Annotated in this window: 18 protein-coding genes and 1 pseudogene; 15 read left to right on the forward strand and 4 right to left on the reverse strand. The window is 48.7% G+C overall.

The window, feature by feature from the left end; translation table 11 throughout:
- Positions 1–31 precede the first annotated feature (31 nt).
- From UJ203_RS18110 to UJ203_RS18160, 11 genes are all read left to right on the forward strand, one after another.
- Complete coding sequence (locus UJ203_RS18110; protein ID WP_202853022.1) at positions 32–1,876, forward strand: rhamnogalacturonan lyase; 1,845 nt, start codon at positions 32–34, stop codon at positions 1,874–1,876.
- 49 nt (positions 1,877–1,925) lie between these two features.
- The gene (locus UJ203_RS18115) at positions 1,926–3,764 is read left to right on the forward strand and encodes a rhamnogalacturonan lyase (RefSeq protein WP_322012977.1); all 1,839 of its coding nucleotides are present in this window, start codon (positions 1,926–1,928) and stop codon (positions 3,762–3,764) included.
- A gap of 9 nt (positions 3,765–3,773) precedes the next feature.
- Complete coding sequence (mgrA, locus tag UJ203_RS18120) at positions 3,774–4,784, forward strand: L-glyceraldehyde 3-phosphate reductase (protein ID WP_322012979.1); 1,011 nt, start codon at positions 3,774–3,776, stop codon at positions 4,782–4,784.
- 3 nt (positions 4,785–4,787) lie between these two features.
- Positions 4,788–5,441 (forward strand): rhamnogalacturonan acetylesterase, encoded by a 654-nt coding sequence (locus UJ203_RS18125; RefSeq protein ID WP_322012981.1) that lies wholly within the window; start codon positions 4,788–4,790, stop codon positions 5,439–5,441.
- Between the two features lie 5 nt (positions 5,442–5,446).
- Positions 5,447–7,441, forward strand: coding sequence for a beta-galactosidase (locus tag UJ203_RS18130; RefSeq protein ID WP_322012983.1), 1,995 nt, complete (start codon positions 5,447–5,449; stop codon positions 7,439–7,441).
- 44 nt (positions 7,442–7,485) lie between these two features.
- A complete protein-coding gene (locus tag UJ203_RS18135; RefSeq protein WP_322012985.1) occupies positions 7,486–10,059 on the forward strand; it encodes a hypothetical protein in 2,574 nt (857 codons plus the stop codon).
- A gap of 122 nt (positions 10,060–10,181) precedes the next feature.
- On the forward strand, positions 10,182–11,690 hold the full coding sequence (locus UJ203_RS18140; protein ID WP_322012987.1) for an extracellular solute-binding protein: 1,509 nt from the start codon (positions 10,182–10,184) through the stop codon (positions 11,688–11,690).
- A 54-nt stretch (positions 11,691–11,744) separates the two neighbouring features.
- Positions 11,745–12,701: an ABC transporter permease gene (locus tag UJ203_RS18145; RefSeq protein WP_105991316.1), complete on the forward strand. Its 957-nt coding sequence runs from the start codon at positions 11,745–11,747 to the stop codon at positions 12,699–12,701.
- Between the two features lie 13 nt (positions 12,702–12,714).
- Complete coding sequence (locus tag UJ203_RS18150) at positions 12,715–13,602, forward strand: carbohydrate ABC transporter permease (protein WP_322012991.1); 888 nt, start codon at positions 12,715–12,717, stop codon at positions 13,600–13,602.
- Between the two features lie 8 nt (positions 13,603–13,610).
- Positions 13,611–14,954 (forward strand): alpha-galacturonidase LplD, encoded by a 1,344-nt coding sequence (gene lplD, locus UJ203_RS18155; protein WP_322012993.1) that lies wholly within the window; start codon positions 13,611–13,613, stop codon positions 14,952–14,954.
- A gap of 75 nt (positions 14,955–15,029) precedes the next feature.
- Positions 15,030–15,725: a DUF421 domain-containing protein gene (locus tag UJ203_RS18160; RefSeq protein ID WP_305934927.1), complete on the forward strand. Its 696-nt coding sequence runs from the start codon at positions 15,030–15,032 to the stop codon at positions 15,723–15,725.
- A 36-nt stretch (positions 15,726–15,761) separates the two neighbouring features.
- On the opposite strand, the gene hmoA is transcribed toward UJ203_RS18160, so the two are convergent.
- The 3 genes from hmoA to UJ203_RS18175 all read right to left on the reverse strand — a co-directional run bounded on the left by hmoA (position 15,762) and on the right by UJ203_RS18175 (position 17,202).
- On the reverse strand, positions 15,762–16,085 hold the full coding sequence (hmoA, locus tag UJ203_RS18165; protein WP_024120514.1) for a heme-degrading oxygenase HmoA: 324 nt from the start codon (positions 16,083–16,085) through the stop codon (positions 15,762–15,764).
- Between the two features lie 101 nt (positions 16,086–16,186).
- Complete coding sequence (locus tag UJ203_RS18170; protein ID WP_106021468.1) at positions 16,187–16,549, reverse strand: VOC family protein; 363 nt, start codon at positions 16,547–16,549, stop codon at positions 16,187–16,189.
- Between the two features lie 95 nt (positions 16,550–16,644).
- Complete coding sequence (locus UJ203_RS18175; protein ID WP_322013000.1) at positions 16,645–17,202, reverse strand: hypothetical protein; 558 nt, start codon at positions 17,200–17,202, stop codon at positions 16,645–16,647.
- A gap of 197 nt (positions 17,203–17,399) precedes the next feature.
- On the opposite strand from UJ203_RS18175, the gene UJ203_RS18180 reads away from it, so the two are divergent.
- The 4 genes and pseudogenes from UJ203_RS18180 (at position 17,400) to UJ203_RS18195 (ending at position 20,346) form a co-directional block, all read left to right on the forward strand.
- Entirely contained in the window at positions 17,400–18,269 is an 870-nt protein-coding gene (locus UJ203_RS18180; RefSeq protein ID WP_305934925.1) for an STAS domain-containing protein, read from the forward strand.
- Positions 18,270–18,426: 157 nt separating this feature from the next.
- Positions 18,427–18,594 (forward strand): YezD family protein, encoded by a 168-nt coding sequence (locus UJ203_RS18185; protein WP_024120518.1) that lies wholly within the window; start codon positions 18,427–18,429, stop codon positions 18,592–18,594.
- A 116-nt stretch (positions 18,595–18,710) separates the two neighbouring features.
- Positions 18,711–19,355, forward strand: coding sequence for a Bax inhibitor-1/YccA family protein (locus UJ203_RS18190; protein WP_227599286.1), 645 nt, complete (start codon positions 18,711–18,713; stop codon positions 19,353–19,355).
- A pseudogene (locus tag UJ203_RS18195) lies at positions 19,355–20,346 on the forward strand (DMT family transporter). Before UJ203_RS18190 ends, UJ203_RS18195 begins: the two are co-directional and overlap by 1 nt.
- 24 nt (positions 20,347–20,370) lie before the next feature.
- On the opposite strand, the gene UJ203_RS18200 reads toward UJ203_RS18195, so the two are convergent.
- Positions 20,371–20,874 carry a MarR family transcriptional regulator gene (locus UJ203_RS18200; RefSeq protein ID WP_322013004.1) on the reverse strand — a complete coding sequence of 168 codons (504 nt, stop codon included), beginning with the start codon at positions 20,872–20,874 and terminating at the stop codon, positions 20,371–20,373.
- Between the last annotated feature and the right edge of the window lie 111 nt (positions 20,875–20,985).

Raw genomic sequence — 20,985 nt, forward strand, 5'->3', positions numbered from 1 at the left:
CGCTTACAGATAAACGATAAGGAGCTGTCTGATGATTAGACGAAGAAAAAGCATGTTTACCACTCTCACATTGTTGGTGTTGTTGATGATGGGGGCTTCTGTGTTTCCTGTCAAAGCAGAAGGAGCGGCGCGGCAGATGGAAGCGCTGAAACGGGGCCTTGTGGCAGTCAAAACGGATGGCGGCATTTTTGTCAGCTGGCGGTTTCTTGGGACAGAAAACGCATCTGTGACGTTTAATGTGTACAGAGACGGACAAAAGCTGAATGCTTCGCCTGTCAAATCCACGAATTATATCGATAAAAACGGAACAGCGGGCTCAACGTATTCCATTCGGGCTGTTGTAAACGGAACCGAGCAGGCCGCTTCTGAAAAAGCCTCTGTATGGGCACAGCCGTATCATTCCGTTCCGCTGGATAAACCGGCTGGCGGCACGACACCAAAGGGCGAAGCCTATACCTACAGTGCCAATGATGCCAGTACGGGCGATGTGGATGGCGATGGGCAGTATGAGCTGATCCTCAAATGGGACCCGTCCAATTCAAAGGACAATTCACAGGACGGCTATACGGGTGAAGTGTTTATTGATGCGTATAAGCTGGACGGAACAAGATTATGGCGAATCGGTCTCGGCAAAAACATCAGAGCGGGCGCACACTACACTCAGTTTATGGTGTATGACCTGGATGGTGACGGAAAAGCGGAAGTGGCGATGAAAACCGCTGACGGAACAAAAGACGGCACGGGAAAAGTGATCGGAAATGCGAATGCCGATTACAGAAATGAGCAGGGGCGTGTACTTTCTGGTCCTGAGTACCTGACTGTTTTTCAAGGTGAAACGGGAAAAGAGCTTGTCACTTCTAACTTTGAACCGGCACGGGGCAATGTATCAGATTGGGGCGACAGCTACGGCAACCGGGTCGATCGTTTTCTTGCGGGCATTGCGTATCTCGACGGACAGCGTCCGAGCCTGATTATGACCAGAGGCTATTACGCCAAAACCATGCTTGTTGCGTATAACTTCAGAGACGGAAAACTGTCAAAGCTCTGGACGCTGGATTCCTCTAAGTCGGGTAATCAAGCTTTCGCCGGACAGGGCAATCACAACTTAAGCATTGCAGATGTGGACGGAGACGGCAAGGATGAAATTATCTTCGGCTCAATGGCGGTTGACCATGACGGCAAAGGCATGTACTCGACAGGCTTAGGCCACGGAGACGCGCTGCATGCCGGAGATCTTGATCCGAGCCGGCCGGGGCTTGAAGTATTTCAGGTTCATGAGGACAAAAACGCGCAATACGGCTTATCCTTCCGTGACGCCGCAACGGGAAAAATCATTTGGGGTGTCCACGCCGGCAAGGATGTAGGCCGGGGCATGGCTGCTGATATTGATCCGCGCTATCCGGGACAGGAGGTTTGGGCGAACGGTTCTCTTTACACATCGAAAGGCGCCAAAATCGGCAGCAGTGTGCCGTCGTCAACCAATTTCGGCATCTGGTGGGACGGTGACCTGCTGCGGGAACAGCTGGACAGCAACAGGATTGATAAATGGGATTATCAAAACGGCGTCTCTAAAAACCTGCTGACGGCATCAGGTGCTGCCTCCAATAACTCTACAAAAGCAACACCGGCTCTTCAGGCTGATCTGCTCGGTGACTGGCGGGAGGAAGCTGTGTGGAGAACTGAGGACAGCAGTGCGCTCCGCATCTACACCACCACAATCCCGACCGAGCACAGGCTGTATACGCTGATGCATGATCCTGTGTACCGGCTCGGCATTGCCTGGCAAAATGTCGCGTATAACCAGCCGCCGCATACAAGCTTCTTTTTAGGAGACGGCATGGCGGCACAGCCTAAACCGAATATGTATACGCCTTAACAGAAGGGGGGAAGGAACGGGCCGCACGCTTGGTCCGTTCCCATTTAAAATGAAACCAAAAAAGAGGCAGATGGAATACCTGACCAGAGGCCTGATCGCGGTCAAAACGGAGCAAGGCGTATTTGTGAGCTGGCGTTTTCTCGGAACCGATCATGAGACTGTTACTTTTCACATTTATCGGAACGGAGATCGGATCACTGGCAAACCGATTGCGGATAGCACCAATTTTCTGGATGAAAAGGGAACGGAGGACGCTCTCTATCAAGTGGCAGCTGTCTATAAAGGCCAGAAAGAAAGGCTTTCGAAAGAAGCTCCCGTATGGCGGGAAAACGTTCTCGAGCTCCCGCTTAACAAACCCGAAGGCGGCGTAACGCCGGACGGAAAACCGTATACCTACAGCGCCAATGATGCGAGCGTCGGAGATGTGGATGGGGACGGAGAATATGAAATCATCCTGAAATGGGACCCGTCCAACTCAAAAGATAACGCCCACGACGGATATACCGGAGACGTCCTCATTGACGCCTATAAACTGAATGGCGCTTTTCTGTGGCGGATCAACCTCGGCAGAAATATCAGAGCAGGCGCCCATTACACGCAGTTTATGGTCTATGACTTAGACGGTGACGGAAAAGCAGAAATCGCTATGAAAACAGCCGACGGCACAATAGACGGCAAAGGAAACATCATCGGTGAAGCGCATGCCGATTTCAGGGATGAGCAGGGCCGAATCCTGTCAGGTCCGGAATATTTGACAGTGTTTAAAGGGGAAACCGGTGAAGCGCTCACGACTGTCGATTATGAACCGCCTCGCGGCAAACTGGAGGATTGGGGAGACGGCTACGGCAATCGGATGGACCGTTTTCTCGCCGGAATTGCTTATTTAGATGGAGAGCGGCCGAGCCTGGTGATGGCACGGGGCTATTATACGAGAACGGTACTGGTCGCTTATGATTTCAGGAACGGCAGGCTGAAAAAACGCTGGACGTTTGACTCCAATCAGCCGGGGCATGAAGCATACGCGGGACAGGGCAACCACAGCTTGAGCGTTGCCGATGTTGATGGAGATGGAAAGGATGAAATTATTTACGGCGCCATGGCGGTTGATCATGACGGAACCGGTCTGTACACCACGGAACTCGGACACGGAGACGCCATGCACGTCGGCGATCTAGATCCGTCACGCAAAGGGCTTGAAGTGTTTCAGGTTCATGAGGACGCAAGCAAGCCGTATGGGTTGTCGCTGCGTGATGCCGGAACAGGCGAGGTGTTATGGGGCGTCCATGCCGGAACAGATGTCGGCAGAGGAATGGCGGCTCACATTGACCCTCGGTACAAGGGGGCGCTCGTCTGGGGAATCGATCCGCCGGGCAATGAAGGAATGTCATATGGGCTCTATACGAGCAAAGGAGAAAAAATCAGCGACAAAGCGCCTGCTTCCGCCAATTTCTCCATTTGGTGGGACGGGGACTTGGTCAGGGAGCTGTTGGATCATGATTGGAATGGAACGATCGGCAAACCAAAGATTGAAAAGTGGGATGCTGAAAACCGCTGTTTAAAAACGATTTTTCAGCCGAAAGGTGTGCTGTCCAACAACGGGACAAAAGGAAACCCGGTTCTTCAGGCCAACCTGTTCGGAGACTGGCGGGAAGAGGTCATTTGGAGAACCGAAGACAGCAGTGCGCTCCGCATCTATACAACGACACACCTTACCCGCCATCGTTTTTACACACTGATGCACGATCCGGTTTACAGGCTCGGAATCGCTTGGCAGAACACCGCGTACAACCAGCCGCCGCACACAAGCTTTTATCTCGGAACAGGAATGAAAAAACCGCCGAAGCCCGCTCTGTACATAGCGGGAAACAAAGCGGAGACGCCGCTTTAGGAGGAATGTATGGGATACGAAGCAAAGGCTGAACGCTATGACAAAATGACCTATCACAAAGCCGGGCGAACCGGATTAAGGCTTCCCGCTATTTCTCTCGGCCTCTGGCATCAGTTCGGCGCTGCCTATTCTCCGGAGAACGCGCGGTCCATGCTGAGAGCCGCATTTGATGCAGGCATCGTCCATTTTGATCTGGCCAACAATTACGGCCCGCCGCCCGGCTCCGCTGAGGAGATGTTCGGGCGCATGCTGAAAACGGATTTTGCGCCTTACCGTGATGAACTCGTCATCAGCACTAAAGCCGGCTATGACATGTGGAAGGGGCCGTATGGCAATGGCGGTTCGAAAAAACATTTGACTGCCAGCTTGAATCAAAGTTTAAAGCGGCTGGGGCTTGATTATGTGGATCTCTTCTATTCGCACCATCCTGATCCTGAAACGCCGCTTGAGGAAATGATGGAGGCGCTGGCAGGCTTTGTGCGTCAAGGAAAAGCTTTGTATGTCGGACTGTCAAACTACAATCCTGAAGAGACAGAGCGCGCCGCCGATCTTTTACAACAGCTCGGAGTCAGGCTCGCCATCCATCAGACGCGATATTCGATGTTTCACCGAGATCCGGAAAAAGGGCTTCTTGATGTGCTGGACAAAAAGGGAGCCGGCTGCATCGCGTTTGCGCCGCTCGCTCAAGGGCTTCTCACGACAAAGTACGTTTCAGGCATCCCGGAAACCTCAAGAGCAAAGGATGCGAACAGTCCTTTCCTGCAGGCGGAGCACATTACCGAAAGGGCGGTCAGTAAGGCGCAAAGGCTGAATGAGATTGCGAAAGAACGGGGACAATCGCTCCCGCAAATGGCGCTCTCATGGCTTTTGAAGGATGCCCGGATGACCTCCGTTTTAATTGGAGCAAGCCGGGCGCAACAAATAGAGGAAAACGTTCAAGCCTTGCAATCAGCGGACTTTTCAAACGAGGAGCTTTCTGCCATTGAGTTGATATTAAGTGAAAAAAACGAGGGGGAATGAGATATGGCACATCATATTTATCTTGCTGGTGATTCGACTGTCCAAACGTATGGAGAAAGGACAAATCAAGGGGGCTGGGGGCAGTTTCTCGGTTCGCATCTGCCGGAGCATATTCAGGTGATCAATAAAGCGATCGGCGGCAGAAGCTCAAAAACCTTTGTGGAGGAAGGCAGGCTTCAGGCGATTCTTGATGTGATCGAGCCGGACGATTGGCTGTTTGTGCAGATGGGCCATAATGACGCGTCGAAAAATAAGCCGGAGCGCTATACCGAGCCCTATACCACCTATAAACAATATTTAAAGCAGTATATCGCAGGCGCTAGAGAAAAAGGCGCGCATCCGCTTCTTATTACCCCAGTTGCCCGCTTTCATTATGAAAACGGCGTGTTTTTGAACGACTTTCCTGATTATTGCATTGCCATGAAGCAGACAGCCGCTGAGGAGAATGTCCAGCTCATTGATCTAATGGAAAAAAGCCTCGCTTTCTTTACTGAGAAGGGCGAAGAAAAAGTATACACCTATTTTATGGTTTCTGAGGGGATTGACGATTACACGCACTTTACAAAAAAAGGCGCAAATGAAATGGCAAAACTCGTAGCGAAAGGCATGAAGGAGCTCGGCCTGCCATTAACAGAATCCATCGTCAAAGAAGGGTGAAGGACTTGGGGAGAAAATTATATCACGGCGCTTGCTATTATCCGGAACTATGGGATGAAAAGGCGATTCAGCAGGACATTGACAGGATGCGGGAGGTCGGCATCAATGTCGTGCGAATTGGTGAATTCGCCTGGTCTGTGATTGAGCCGGAAGAAGGAAAAATTGACGTGAGCTTTTTTAAGGAAATGATCAGCCGGATGTATGAAAACGGCATCGAATCAATCATGTGCACACCGACGCCGACACCGCCTATTTGGCTGTCGCACGGCCGGCCTGAGCGAATGCATATCAACGAAAAAAGAGAGGTGATGGGGCATGGCTCCCGTCAGCATGCTTGTACAAATAACCCATATTTCCGAAAAAGAGCCGCCATCATCACCACAAGCATCGCCAAAGAGCTGGGACACCTGCCGGGGCTGATCGGCTGGCAGCTCGATAATGAATTTAAATGCCATGTGGCTGAATGCATGTGTGAGACGTGCTTAAGCTTATGGCATGACTGGCTTAGAAACCGTTACGGTGTGATTGAACGGTTAAATGAAGCGTGGGGAACCGATGTGTGGAGCGAAACCTATCAAACCTTTGAGCAGGTGCCGCAGCCGGGTCCGGCCCCGTTTTTGCATCACGCTTCATTGCGCACGATGTATCAGCTGTTTTCGATGGAGATGATCGCTCAATTTGCGGATGAACAGGCGAAAATCATCCGCTGTTATTCAGATGCGCCAATCACTCATAACGGCTCGGTCATGTTCAGCACAGACAATGAGCGGATGTTTCAGAATCTCGATTTCGCTTCCTATGATACGTACGCTTCCCAAGAAAATGCATCTGCATTTTTATTAAATTGTGATATTTGGAGGCATTTCAAAAAAGACCGCCCGTTCTGGATTCTGGAAACAAGTCCGTCATATGCAGCCTCGCTCGAAAGCTGTGCCATGCCGCACGCCGATGGGTATTTACAAGCTGAAGCCGTGTCTTCTTACGCCTTGGGGAGCGAGGGATTTTGCTACTGGCTGTGGCGCCAGCAACGTTCAGGCAGCGAGATTTCACACGGTTCCGTCCTTAGTGCCTGGGGAGAGCCGGCGGTTGGTTATCAAAACGTTTTGGCGGTTGAGCGGGCAAGAAAGGAAATCGAACCGATCATTCTTTCTACTGTGCCCGTTCAGGCTGAGGTTGCAATGACCTATTCCGACAGGGCGAAAGCGTTTCTGAAAACAGAGCCTCACCGGGGGCTCCAACACCGAACGCTTATCACACACTTTTACGAGCGCATTCTCAACACGGGTATTCATCGTGATCTCGTTCCGGAAGGCTTTCCGCTGGAGGGCTATCGTGTGCTGTTTACGCCATTTGTGCCTTATCTGTCTTCTGCTTTTATCAAAAAAGCTTCCGCATTTGCTGAAGCGGGCGGCATATGGATTGCCGGGCCGCTGACGGGAGGGCGTACGGGCGAGCATACGGTTCATACCGATTATGGCCTTGGAGAACTGGAGAAAACAGCCGGAATCAAAACACTGTTCACGTTCCCGATGAACGAGGATGCCAATACAGGAAAAGCGTTTGGCATGACGGCGCCGCTCGGGCTGTGGAGCGCGGTGTTTGATACAGAGAGCGGAAACACTCTCGGCACAGTTGAATCAGGGCCTGGTGCCGGCCATGCATTTCTGTCAGAACGAGAGCACGGCAAAGGGAAAATGGTCATGCTCGGCTCGCTTCCATCAGGCGAAAAAGGGGATGCAATGCTGGAAGCACTCGTCAGGCATTATGCGGCGGAAGCAGCCGTTTCTGTCAGGTCCGATGTCACCCCCGGTACGATTGTTGCCCCGAGAAAAGGAGAAAACGGCCTTGTATGGGTTATCGTGAATATGGATGGAAAAGGCGGGAGTGTGACGCTTCCGGAAGAGGGGACCGACCTTTTGGCAAACCGTTCAGTCGGAGCGGGGAGACTGTCAGTCGGCCAACACGAATACCGTGTGATTGAGTTTGATAATCGCAGCTGATTCTTTGCATTGAATCAGCTTTTTTATATGGAAGGAGAGAACCGATGAAAAAGATCAAATGGCTATCAGAACAGCCTAAGCTGTCAAGCGGCGTAACGTGGGGTGTGCCTTGGAAAAGAGGAGAATTGAAAAAGGGAGACTGTCTGGCGCTTGTAAATGCAAAGGGTGAAAGCCGCTATGTGCAAAGCGATCCGTCGGCCTATTGGCCGGACGGGAGCATCAAATGGACGAAGCACGCGGCTGTGTTCAGTGAACAAACCGATACAAGCTTTACCCTTCAAAAAGATGAAAACCAGCTGCCAGCGAAAAAGCTCATGATCCACGAGTCAAAGGGTGCAATCCAAGTGGATACCGGGGCGCTTGTCTGCACTGTGAATAAAACAGGCTCCGACATCATTCAATCTCTGGTGATCAACGGAAAGCCGATCGCCGCAGGCGGGCGGCTGACCGCAATAAAGGAAACGAGAAAGGAGATGGCGGCGGAAAAGGTTTTCTCACATGAAACATCGGTCAGTCTCATAAAACGTGCGGTCATTGAACAGAGAGGTCCTGTAAAAGCAGTCATCAAGATTGAGGGGGTTCATGTACTCCAGAAGACAAATGAAGACTGGCTGCCCTTCATTGCCAGATTGACGTTTTATGCCGGGCTTTCAGAGATGAATATCATGCACACTCAGCTGATCGACAGGAATTTCAAACGAGAGTTCATCAAAGGGCTTGGCATGCAGTTTGACCTCTTTTTGCAGGGAGAGCCGTACAACCGCCATTTCCGTTTTGCGGGGGACAAAGGCGTTTATAAAGAACCCGCCCAGCTGTTTGGCACCCGCAAATGGAATGAACGGTATCCTCTTTATCAGCGGCACATCAACGGCGAACCGATTTCTCCAAGTGAAGAGCACAAGGAATGGTTCGCACATGGCGTACAGAACGCAGTTTGGAATGATGTGAAACTCGTTCAGGACTCCAGCGATCATTACCGACTGGCAAAACGGACCGGCAAGGAATATTCGTGGGTTGACATGCTGCATGGTACGCGGGCGAAGGGGCTTTGCTATGCGGGCGGCGAAAATGGAGGCTTAGCGCTCGGTCTGCGGTATTTTTTTGAAAAATATCCGTCGTCACTTGAGATAACAGGTCTTGCCGGTGATCAGCCGAACTTGACCGTCTGGCTCTGGCCGCCAGACGCGGAAGCAATGGATTTCAGGCATTATACAGGGGACACCCATGTCGTCAGCGCGTACGAAGGGTTTGATGAGATGCGCTCTGATCCGACAGGCATTGCCAACACAAACGACATCAGCCTGTCATGCTTTTCTCAGATGCCGTCTGATGACGTGCTGAATGCGTTAGCGGACAAATGGCAGGCACCGCCATTGCTTATTTGTGAGCCGGACGTTTATTACGAGTCAAAAGCGCTTGGCGTTTGGAGTGTAATCGATACGGCCGATCCGGTCAAAAAAGAGCTGGAAGAACAGCTGGACGCCGCCTTCTTGTTTTATCAAAAAGAAGTGGAGCAGCGCAGATGGTACGGGTTCTGGAACTATGGGGACGTCATGCATACGTATGACCCGGTCCGGCATATGTGGCGGTATGATCTCGGCGGGTACGCGTGGCAAAATAATGAGCTCGTTCCGACCTTGTGGCTGTGGCAGGCGTTTTTCCGCTCCGGCAGAGAAGATTTGTTCCGAATGGCAGAAGCAATGACCCGCCATACAAGTGAAACCGACTGTTTTCACCTTGGAGAATATGCGGGGCTTGGCTCCCGGCATAACGTGGTGCACTGGGGATGCGGCTGCAAGGAAGCGAGAATCAGCATGGCCGGCCTTTATAAATTCTATTATTATCTGACGGGCGATGAGCGCACGGGAGATCTTTTGACGGAAGTGAAGGACGCCGATGCCGCCCTAGTGAACACCGATCCGATGCGTGCTTTCTACGAGAAAGGAGAGCACCCGACTCACGTCAGAACGGGGCCGGACTGGGCGGCGTTTTGCTCGAACTGGGTGGCGGAATGGGAGCGGACTGAGAATCCTGAATATCTCAGGAAAATCCAAATTGGCATCAGCTGCCTGAAACGCCTGCCCCTTCGCTTATTATCAGGCCCGACGTTTGAATATGATCCGGCAACGTCTATGCTTCATCACATGGGAGACGGCATCGCGGGCGGCTATCATATGATCATTGCGTTTGGCGCGCCGCAAGTGTGGATGGAGCTGGCTGAGCTTCTCGATGACCGCGAATGGGAGGAAATGCTGAGTGAATTCGGCGAGTTTTACACATTCAGTGATGAAGAAAAACGCAAAAAAAGTGGAGGTGCGCTCCATGACGGGCATTTTCACTGGCCGATGTTTGCGGCTGGTATGACAGCCTATGCTGCGAGAAAAAAGCAAGACCATAACCTCGCCGAAAAAGCGTGGAATCTTTTGCTCGACCATAAACTGAGCCATACGCCGCTTCCGATCAAACCCGCGCAAATCGAGACGTGGACTCAGCTTGAAGAGCTTCCGTGGGTAACGACAAACACTGTCTCCCAATGGTGTTTAAATGTCATTGCGGCACTTGAATTAATTGGTGAATACCTCCCCGCAAAAAAGGATACATCCGGCAAAAAAGGATAACTGCCGTCAATTCATAGGAGAAATGATGCAAAAAATGAAGATTGCAAGAATTTATGTAAGCGCTTTATATTAGGGGTGGCAAAGGAGAAATGAAAAAGGAGAAAAAGGGGGACTTACGCATCATGAAAAAAAGAATACGAAAAAGATGGATTGCTTTACCGCTCGCTGCCATGATGATAGCCGGGTGCAGCAATTCAGAAACATCCAATTCAGCGAGCGATTCAAAAAACACGATTAACATCATGGCGCCGCTGCTGTCACCGGAAAGCCCGAGTGATAAAAGCCCATCATTAAAAGCGTTAGAGAAATACACAGGCAAAGATATTAAGGTCACATGGGTGCCTGATTCATCCTACAACGATAAATTTAACATCGTCATGGCCTCTGGAGAGATGCCGCATGCGATTGTGATTAAAAATAAGTCAGCCGGCTTTATTAAGTCTGTCAAAGCGGGCGCTTTTTGGGAGCTGTCTCCTTATTTAAAAGACTACAAGAATATAAGCCAGGCTGATGAAAAGATACTCAAGAACAGCTCGGTAAATGGCGAGGTGTACGGGGTCTACAGATCGAGAGACTTGATCAGAGCCTGTATGATCATCAGAACCGACTGGCTCAAAAACATCGGGCTCGATATGCCGGAAACGCTTGATGATTTTTATGAAGTGCTGAAGGGTTTTAAGGAAAAAGATCCTGACGGAAACGGCAAGGACGATACGTACGGCATGGTCGTGCCGAAATGGATGGGGCTTGGCAACGGAAGCCCGTGGGATGTTCTGCAAATCTGGTTCGGCGCCCCGAATCGCTACGGCGTTGAAAACGGAAAGCTGGTGCCTGATTTTACAACGAAGGAATATATGGAGGCGCTCACCTTCTTTAAGAAGCTGTATGATGAAGGCTTGATCAACAAGGATTTCGCTGTTATGGATTCGGCGAAGTGGAATGACCCGGTTGTAAAAGGAAAAGCGGGTGTCATCGTTGATACAGGCTCCAGAGCGTCGCAAATTCAAAGCACCATGGAAGAAGCGGATGAGTCGAACAAGGATATCATTGATATCGTCGGCACAGTAGAAGGACCGAAAGGCAAGCGCACTTTCCCGACATCAGGATATTCAGGCATGATCGCGATACCAAAATCAAGTGTGAAAACGGAAAAAGAGCTGAAAGAGGTGCTGTCCTTCCTCGATAAGCTGAACGATAAGGAAGCACAGATTCTGACCAACAACGGAGTCGAGGACCGTAATTATGAGCTGAAGGACGGCGTATTCACCTCTCTTGAAAAAAACAACAAATCCCTTCTGTATGAGCATGAAGGCTTGGCTCAATTCAGCATGTCTATCCCGAAAAGCGAGTACTACATCGAAGATCAGAAAACAAAGCTCTTCCAGCATCGCAAGGACATCATCACTGAAGGAGAAAAAATAGCCGTCTTTAACCCGGCTGAGTCGCTTGTATCCGATGTATATACCCAAAAAGGGGCCCAGCTGGACAACATCATTCTCGATGCAAGAACACAATTTATTATCGGAGAAATCGATGAAAAAGGCTTCAAGGATGCGGTGAAGCTTTGGGAAAACAGCGGCGGCAATGAACTGATGAAGGACTTAAACAAATTGTATCAATCGTCAAAATAAACCGATGCGCCTGCCGTTCAGCGGGCGCACCGGTATCACGAAAGGAGAACAGATATGGAAACGGTGCCGAAGAAGGGAAACGCACCAGTTCTCACTGCTGGAGAAGGCATCAGCTGGATGGCTGCGCTCAAAAGAGACAAATGGCTTTATCTTCTTCTTATTCCCGGTCTGCTTTATTTTCTGATTTTCAAATACCTGCCGATGTGGGGCGTGCTTATCGCGTTTAAGGATTATTCGCCATATCTCGGTTTCTGGAAAAGCGAATGGGTCGGTCTTGATTATTTTAAAGATTTTTTTATGAATCCGGATTTTTTCCGGCTGCTGCGCAACACGCTCATGCTGGCAAGCCTTGATCTGCTGTTTGCCTTTCCCGCGCCGCTCATTTTGGCTTTGCTGTTGAATGAGCTGAGGAAGGCTGTGTATAAAAGGTGCATTCAGACCCTTATTTACGTGCCCCATTTTGTCTCATGGACAATCGTGGTCAGCATCACCTTTGTTTTCTTTACAGTCGATACAGGGGTCATCAACAAAATGGTCATGAGCCTGACAGGGAATCAGATCTCTTTCTTATCAGACGCTGACTGGTTCCGGCCGATGATTGTCATGCAAAGCATCTGGAAGGAGACAGGCTGGGGAACGATTTTATTTCTCGCTGCTTTGGCAACGGTGGATCAGGAGCAATATGAGGCGGCGATCATGGATGGGGCCGGCCGGTTTAGGCGGATGTGGCATATTACGCTTCCGGCAATCAGAAGCACCATCATTGTTCTTTTGATTTTAAGGATCGGAAGCTTTTTAAATATCGGTTTTGAACAGGTGTATTTGATGACAAACTCGCTTAACCGCAGCGTGGCTGACATCTTCGACACGTACGTTTACATGATGGGGATTACCCAAGGCGCGTACAGCTACAGCACAGCTGTCGGTTTGTTTAAATCGGTTGTCGGGATTGTCTTAATTTTCGGTGCCAATTACATCGCGAAAAAGTTCGATCAAGAAGGATTGTTTTAAAGGGGGGAGAGGTATGGCTGACATTCATACGATGCACAACACTAAAGCCGGACGGGTATTTGACGTCTGCAACATTTTGTTTCTTGGCGGCGTCGGCGCGATTACCATTTTGCCGTTTTTGTATATTATCGCCGGTTCCTTTGCGACAGAAGCTGAGCTGGCTCAGCGCAGCTTCTTTATTTTCCCGAAAACCTTTACCCTTGACGCTTATCGGTACGTGTTTTCGACACCGACGTTTATCAGAAGTATGGGCGTATCCATCTTTATTACCGTAGTCGGGACAGCCGTGCAATTGCTTTTCACCTTTACGATGGCGTATCCGCTGGCGAAGCGGCATGTGAAGGGACGGAATCTGCTTTTAAACCTTGTGATTTTCTCGATGCTGTTTTCCGGGGGGATGATTCCGACGTATCTTGTTGTCAAATCACTTGGATTGCTGGATTCCTATTGGGCGTTGATTCTGCCGATGGCGATCAATCCGTTTAACCTCATTATTATCAAAAACTTCTTTCAGCAGCTGCCGCAGGAGCTTGAGGAATCAGCAAAAATTGACGGCTGTTCAGAAATCGGCGTCTTTTGGCGGATCGCCTTGCCGCTGTCAAAGCCGGTCATTGCCACCTTTGCGCTGTTTTATGCGGTCGGAATTTGGAATGATTTCTTCCATGCTCTCTTATATATCAATGACAGTGCAAAATGGCCGCTGCAAATGGTGCTCCGCCAGGTCACGATTTTATCGGACTTAACGGCGACCAATGGCGATACGATGCAAAATACCATTCCGCCAGAGCAGGGGATTAAGCTTGCTGTCATCGTCATCGCGACCATACCGATTTTGGCGGTTTATCCATTTTTACAAAAACATTTTGCCAAAGGAATGCTGATCGGTTCTGTGAAAGGCTGAGAAAGGGAGTGTTTCATATCAGTACGTTAGATCAGATTAAAATCGCCTATATCGGCGGAGGCTCCCAAGGCTGGGCCCGAAGCTTGATGAGCGATTTGTCCCTTGATGACCGAATGTCAGGCACGGTGGCGCTCTATGATCTGAATTTTGAAGCGGCGCAGAAAAATGAAATCATCGGCAATCACAGCGGAGACGGCAGATGGCGGTACGAGGCGGTTTCAACTTTGAAAAAAGTATTATCCGGTGCGGATATCGTCATTATTTCGATTTTGCCGGGCACTCTGGATGACATGGAAACGGACGTTCATCTGCCTGAGCGATACGGCATCTATCAATCAGTTGGTGATACTGTCGGACCGGGGGGAATCATGAGAGGTTTGCGGGCCGTTCCGATGTTTGCAGAAATTGCCCGGGCAATTAGAGACTACGCCCCCGAATCATGGGTCATCAATTATACAAACCCAATGTCTGTGTGCACGAGAACGCTGTATAAAGTGTTTCCCGGCATAAAAGCGTTCGGCTGCTGCCACGAAGTATTCGGCACGCAAAAACTGCTGGCGGAGATGGTTACAGATAGGCTTGGACTAGAGGTAAAGCGGCGTGAAGACGTCCATGTTCTTGTGCTGGGCATTAACCATTTTACATGGGTCACAGCAGCTTCTTACCGGCATATTGATCTGCTGCCTGTTTTCCGTGATTTCTGTGCGTATTATGCCGAATCCGGCTATGAGCTGGAGGGGGAAAGCTGGAAGGACAGCGTATTTCACTCTGCACACCGTATTGCATTCGATTTATTTGAAACGTACGGTGCCATCCCCGCTGCCGGTGACAGGCACCTGGCTGAGTTTCTCCCCGGTTGTTATCTCAAACAGCCTGAGACATGGAAGTTTCACCTGACACCCATATCCTTCAGAAAACAGGACAGAGACCGGAAACAAAAAGAAACGGATCATATGGCACAGCAAAAACAGGGTGTTGAGAGGAAAGCATCAGGAGAAGAGGGCGTGAACATTATGGCGGCGCTCCTCGGACTGGGCGAACTTGTAACAAATGTGAATCTGCCGAATCGAGGCCAGGTCGCTCATCTCCCATTAGATGCGATCGTGGAAACAAATGCATTCATTACCCGCAACCGTGTCCAGCCGATTGTTTCCGGAGCGCTGCCGAAGGGTGTGGAAATGCTGGCGGCACGACACGTATCCAATCAGGAGGCAGTGGCGGAAGCGGGGCTAACAAAGGACCGCGGTCTCGCTTTTCAAGCGTTTCTCAATGACCCGCTTGTCACGCTCGACCGCCGTGATGCGGAGCAGCTTTTTGACGACATGCTTTCAAAGCACCAGCCGATTTTATAATAGGAGCAGTGACCGTTTAGAAAACGTGCAGTTGACCATAATGATAGTAGCTCTTAAGAAGTAGGTGCTATCAACATGGGAGATTATCTCAGTGTAGCGGCAGAATTAGTTTGCGGTTTGGGTATTTTATTTGTCATTTTGAAGTTTCTCGGAAAAACCCAATTCTCTCAAATCACTCCGTTTGACTTTATTTCTGCATTGATTTTAGGGGAACTGGTCGGAAATGCTGTGTACGATCATGAAATTAAGATCAGAGAGATTATTTTCGCTTCGCTGCTGTGGGGACTGCTGATTTACCTAATTGAATTCATTACCCAAAAAGTAAAAGGGTCCAGAAAGTTTCTGGAAGGTGAACCGAATATCGTCATCCATAATGGAAAGCTCAAATATGAAATGCTGAAGAAAAACAAGCTCGACATTAATCAGCTGCAGAGCCTTTTAAGGCAGGCAGGCTGCTTTTCCATACAGGAAGTGGAATATGCCATATTAGAAACAAACGGGATGGTCAGTGTTCTTCAGAAATCCGATTTTGGCAATCCGACGAGAAAAGATATGAATCTTCCGCAGCAAAATGTGTCTTTGCCCACCACGTTAATTCTTGATGGGGAGATTGTGTATGACAACCTGCGAGAAGCAGGGGTAGACGAACAGTGGCTGAAGCAAACGCTGAAAAAGCAGGGGATTGAAAAGACTGAGGATGTATTATTTGCTGAATGGCATCCTAATAAACCGCTGTACGCTATCACATTTGAAGAAAGCAGATCCTCATGAAAAAAGAGCTTGCGGCATAGCCCAAGCTCTTTTTCGTTATTGATGAGTCCCTTGTTTAACAGCTCTCACGTGATACATGCTCACTTCAGTGCTGATCATATAGTCAGGCTTTGGCTTGCCTTTGTTCGCTTTATGCCCGGCGATATGCGCATCGCTTTTTTCCCACTGTTTCCAGTGATCCTCGGATTGCCAGCGGATCATGACAACGACTTCCTCATCGCCGCGGCGGACGTTTTTCTCAAGCACGGTCACATCAATTAAGCCTTCCTGTTTTTCAATGATTCCTTCAGCGCTGAAACGTTCGATCACTTTATCAGCATGTCCTTCTTTTACCGTCATTTTTCTTAACTGAACAAACATTTATCTCTCTCCAATCACGCTCATATATCCGTTATTGTAAATGAAATTCATTCTCAATGTCAAAAAAAGAGCACGGCGGAGCATTTTCTCCGCCGTCACACTTATGCTTTCAATAAAAACTCATTGCCGTCCTCGTCCTGAAATTGAACAAAGGTGCCCCACTCCATCTGGTTCGGCTCACTGAGAAATTCTACGCCGTTTGCCTTCATTCTTTCATATGTACCAAAGATGTCTTCACACTCAAAGACAATAGAAGCCTTCATGTGTTCGGCGCCTTTCATTATCGCTTTCGGATAAATGACTAAACGAGTCTGTGCCCCCGTGGGCGCGACCTCCAGCCAGCTTGCGTTTGGCCCCATCGGATGGTCCGCCACAATGTCAAAACCCACTTTCTCCGACCAAAATTGCTTCGCTTTCTGCTGATCCTCAACATACACAGCCACAGTGCCGATTTGTTTGATCATAGGGAAACCTCCAATTCAATAGATATGTATATCATAACCTTTATAAAGCTGAAGTAACACAGAAAAATCAGCCGGGAGAACCGGCTGATTTACCATTAAAATGAGCAGCTTACGACATCTATATGTTTTGTGTCCAAGGCGTAATAAAACCAGCGGTGGTGTGAGGCATCCCAATAAAAGCCGCCGACGGATTCTCTTCCAAGAATGACTGGATAGAACCAAAATGAGCTGCCGTTGGTTAACCAAACATAGGTAAAACGGAAGAGGCAAGGCTGAATGAGAACGGGTTCAACTAAATAAGCTGCCCCATGCAAGCCCTGAGGCTTTGTCGGTTTTACCGGCTTTTTATGCGGGGGAGGACCTTGCGGCGCCCCGCCTCCGCCAATTCCGGGCACGGCACCTCCGCCGATTCCGGGCCCAGCGCCTCCGCCAATTCCGGGCCCAGCGCCTCCGCCAATTCCGGGCACGGCGCCTCCGCCAATTCCAGGCACGGCGCCTCCGCCAATTCCGGGCACGGCGCCTCCGCCAATTCCGGGCACGGCGCCTCCGCCGATCCCAGGTCCTGGGTATCCAACTGGGTAGCGGTAATCATATTCAACTGCGAGCCATGGCTCATAAATCGGCCCGTCATACATATATGGATGATAATACATATCATAACGTCCTTTCTCATAGTAAACTGTACATTTGACAGGATATGAGAGTGGGCTTATATTAGTGAATCTGCCTATGGATGGAATTGGCATGCGCTCAATGTGCAGAATCAATCCATTTTTCTCTAGTCCCATTCACAATTCCGATTTATAATTTTATAATATAAGAGCTTCTATTATGAAAAAGGAGACAGGCCGTGAATATCGATCAAAAACTATATCAATATATCATAGACCATACGGCTGACATCACTGAAAAATGGTTCAGTTTACGATGTCAGCTGCAAGGCGAATTATATTCCGCCGACCATTTAAGTGAAGAAACGAAAAAGCTTTTGACAGAGCAGCATACGTTTACTAATATAACAATCGCAAGTGCATTCCTGGAGGAACAAACCGAATTTCAAGACAATATGGCAAAATGGGCGCTGAATGTTGCGAAAAACAGAGTAGAGCAAGATGTTCCGGTGCATGAGGTCGTCGAAGCCATATCAAATTCAAGAATCGCATTCTGGGATGCTGTCGTTACGTTTATAAAAGAACATCGGGATATCGTCACAAATGAGGATGCTGACCGCTGGAACCGTATTGTGAATCAGTCTTTCGATAAGCTGATTATTGAGTTTTCCGAGCAGTATCAAAAATTTATGCTGATGAGGCTCACTTCTCAGCAGGAATTAATCAGTGAATTAGGCTGTCCGGTGATTTCCATTGCGGATGGAATCGGCATATTGCCGCTGATTGGCTCTGTCGACACAAAACGTGCGCAGGTGATTTTAGAGACAGTGCCGGTCCGATGCATTGAGAGAAAAATCACAAGTCTTGTTGTCGATCTTTCCGGCGTCCCGATTGTGGATACAATGGTTGCACAGCAATTGTACAACCTGTCAAAAACGCTTTTCTTACTTGGCGTCAAAGCCGTATTTTCAGGCATTCGGCCGGATGTCGCCCAAACATCCATTCAATTAGGGCTTGATTTCAGTGAATATGAAACATACGGCACGCTGAAGCAGGCGCTTGAAAACATGGGCGTCCGCTGTATTGTTGAGGAATTGGAAGAAAACTAAGATGAAATCTGATTAGGCATATGACCGTCCCTTGATGAGGTGATCATATGCCTTTTTGATTTGAATAGAAATCACCATTGATTTATTGGAAAAAACATAATATTATAATTCTTATAAGAATACTATGAATTAAAACCGAACAGAGGGGGGAAGGTCATTGGTTTCAAAAACAACCGTTGATCCGAAAGTGATTGAAAAAATCATCAGTTCGTTGGAAACACTGGATTTCGGCACTGTTCAAATCACCGTACACGATTCCCAGGTCACACAGATTGAGAAGGTCGAAAAGCACCGCTTCTCACTGAAAAGCAAAGAATCGAAGTAAAAGAGGTGTTTTTAAAGGCCTTTGTTCGACATTAAATTCTCCTTAAAACATATACATATTTCATCCATTTTTTATATAATAGACCTTTAAGATCATTTCTTAGGAGGATTTTTGACATGCAAGCTACGGTTCACGAGAGTAAGCAATCGATCATGCAGCGCATTTTGACAGTCTTTGTCTTCACGCTGCTGATCGCGACTGTCGGCCTTTATATCGGCCAATTTGTTCCTGTCGCTTTGATGCTGCCGCTTTCCATTCTTGAAGTGGGGATGATTATTCTAGCCTTCTGGATGCGCAGAAGAAAAGCGGTCGGGTATGCGTTTGTATATACATTCGCTTTCGTTTCCGGCATTACGTTATTTCCGATCGTCAGCCACTACGCTTCCATCGCCGGCGCCTATGTCGTGCTTGAAGCCTTTGGCTCTACATTTGTCATTTTTGCCGTTCTCGGCACAATCGGCGCAAAAATGAAGAAGGATTTATCCTTCCTGTGGTCATTTCTGCTGGTAGCGGTGCTCGCACTCGCAGTGGTGGGCATTTTCAACATTTTCAGCCCGTTAAACTCAGCGGCGATGATGGCGTATTCCGTGATCGGAACCATCGTCTTTTCCCTTTACATCTTGTATGATTTAAACCAAATCAAACACCGTCATATTACAGAGGACTTAATTCCGGTTATGGCATTGTCACTGTATCTTGACTTTATCAACTTGTTCATCAACCTGCTTCGCTTCTTTGGCATTTTAAGCAGTGATGATTAATCAGAAAGCGCCTGTCATTGGATAGGCGCTTTTCGTCATACATAAAAAGGCAGGTGATGTTGTAATGAAAAAACAAATGGGCGCTTATGTCTCCTTGACAGCAGCCATGACGATCGTTGGCAGCTCGGTCGTCGTCGGCAAGCTGATGGTCGAGCGCATTCCGGTTTTTCTATCCTCGGGACTGCGTTTTTTGCTGGCCTCTATCGTATTGCTGACGCTGCTGTTTTGCATTGAAAAAGGGTTTCCGGCTTTAACGAAAAAAGATGTGTTCGTATTGCTGGTGCAATCATTCACAGGTGTGTTTTTGTTCAGTATTTGCCTGCTGTATGGGGTTCAATATACAACAGGAACGGAAAGCGGCATTTTGACAAGCACAACCCCGATGGTAATCGGTATTTTATCCTTTTTCCTGTTGAGAGAAAAAATTGAGAAAAAGACGCTGATCGGCATTTTGCTGGCGGTTTGCGGTGTGCTGACGATTAATCTGTTTGGAGCGGGGAGCCAAGACGGGACGCCGAACGCCTTATTCGGCAACATGCTGATCATTGCCGCAGTCATTGGCGAAGCGTTGTTTACATTGATGGCCAAGCTGCTATCTCCGCATATTTCGGCATTGGCGATCTCGACCTTCGTATCGCTTTTCGGCTTCCTGTTTTTTCTCCCGTTTGCTTTGTTTGAGGCCTCTTCTTTTGATTTCAGCGTGCCGACTGTTTTGGATTGGTCGTATGTGCTGTATTACGCGCTTTTTGTGACCGTTTTGGCGTTTTACTTATGGTATAGCGGGGTGACGAAGGTGCCGGCGGGGGTATCGGGCATTTTCACATCCGTTCTTCCGGTCTCCGCTGTCATTTTGTCAGGCGTGATATTGAAGGAGCCGTTTGAGCTTGTGCATTTGATCGGCATTGTATGTGTCATCAGCGGCATATTTGTTACGGTCATAAAGAAAAAACAGCCGGATACGTATCCGGCTGCAGAAGAAAAGACGCTGTAGCCTGTCCAGACCGGACGGGTTTTTTTAGTCTTTAAACACGCTCAGCCTTTCAAACAGATTGCCCAGCATATTCACGAACATGTCTTTTTCCTCTTCGCTGTAGTTTTCCATAACAGCGGAAATCTTGCTGAAATGGCCGGGCAGAAATTGCTCCAGCCGTTCTTTGCCTTCCTTTGTCAGCTCGATACTCATTTTTCGTTTATCCTCGGTGTGATGCCTGCGGCGGACAAATCCGTCCCTCGCCAGTCCGTCAAGCAGGCCGGTAATCGTAGCTTTTGTGACGTTTGATTGCTTGGCGAGCTCCGTCGGGCTTAACGTGTGATCCTTTGCGTCGAACAAAAGCATCAGGATTTTAAATTTTCCTTCAGACAGTCCGCGTCTGGCGAAATAATGCTCCATCACATGATTCATTTTTTTCGAGATATCAAACAAAGATAAAAATAATTCAAGAGAACCGGCGTCCACATTGGAATATGTCTCGGCATGCTCTGTTATATGCTTGTATTTCGGTAAATGTTTTAATTCCATCACAATAAGCTCCCGTCGTTTGTCGTGACACGATTATAATGGAGGGGAAATCAGAACGCAACCTGTGTTGGAGATGATTGACAGCTGTTTGCCGCACATAGTAAGGTAATG

Source organism: Bacillus sp. V26 (assembly GCF_034296245.1).
GTDB classification, from domain to species: Bacteria; Bacillota; Bacilli; order Bacillales; family Bacillaceae; genus Bacillus; species Bacillus halotolerans.

Coding starts and splice junctions, on each gene's coding strand:
- UJ203_RS18175 (WP_322013000.1), bottom strand. CDS start 17,202: ATGTATTATCATCCATATATGTATGACGGGCCGATTTATGAGCCATGG.
- UJ203_RS18110 (WP_202853022.1), top strand. CDS start 32: ATGATTAGACGAAGAAAAAGCATGTTTACCACTCTCACATTGTTGGTG.
- UJ203_RS18115 (WP_322012977.1), top strand. CDS start 1,926: ATGAAACCAAAAAAGAGGCAGATGGAATACCTGACCAGAGGCCTGATC.
- UJ203_RS18170 (WP_106021468.1), bottom strand. CDS start 16,549: ATGATCAAACAAATCGGCACTGTGGCTGTGTATGTTGAGGATCAGCAG.
- UJ203_RS18135 (WP_322012985.1), top strand. CDS start 7,486: ATGAAAAAGATCAAATGGCTATCAGAACAGCCTAAGCTGTCAAGCGGC.
- UJ203_RS18140 (WP_322012987.1), top strand. CDS start 10,182: ATGAAAAAAAGAATACGAAAAAGATGGATTGCTTTACCGCTCGCTGCC.
- mgrA (WP_322012979.1), top strand. CDS start 3,774: ATGGGATACGAAGCAAAGGCTGAACGCTATGACAAAATGACCTATCAC.
- UJ203_RS18150 (WP_322012991.1), top strand. CDS start 12,715: ATGGCTGACATTCATACGATGCACAACACTAAAGCCGGACGGGTATTT.
- UJ203_RS18160 (WP_305934927.1), top strand. CDS start 15,030: ATGGGAGATTATCTCAGTGTAGCGGCAGAATTAGTTTGCGGTTTGGGT.
- UJ203_RS18200 (WP_322013004.1), bottom strand. CDS start 20,874: ATGGAATTAAAACATTTACCGAAATACAAGCATATAACAGAGCATGCC.
- UJ203_RS18190 (WP_227599286.1), top strand. CDS start 18,711: ATGCAAGCTACGGTTCACGAGAGTAAGCAATCGATCATGCAGCGCATT.
- UJ203_RS18145 (WP_105991316.1), top strand. CDS start 11,745: ATGGAAACGGTGCCGAAGAAGGGAAACGCACCAGTTCTCACTGCTGGA.
- hmoA (WP_024120514.1), bottom strand. CDS start 16,085: ATGTTTGTTCAGTTAAGAAAAATGACGGTAAAAGAAGGACATGCTGAT.
- UJ203_RS18125 (WP_322012981.1), top strand. CDS start 4,788: ATGGCACATCATATTTATCTTGCTGGTGATTCGACTGTCCAAACGTAT.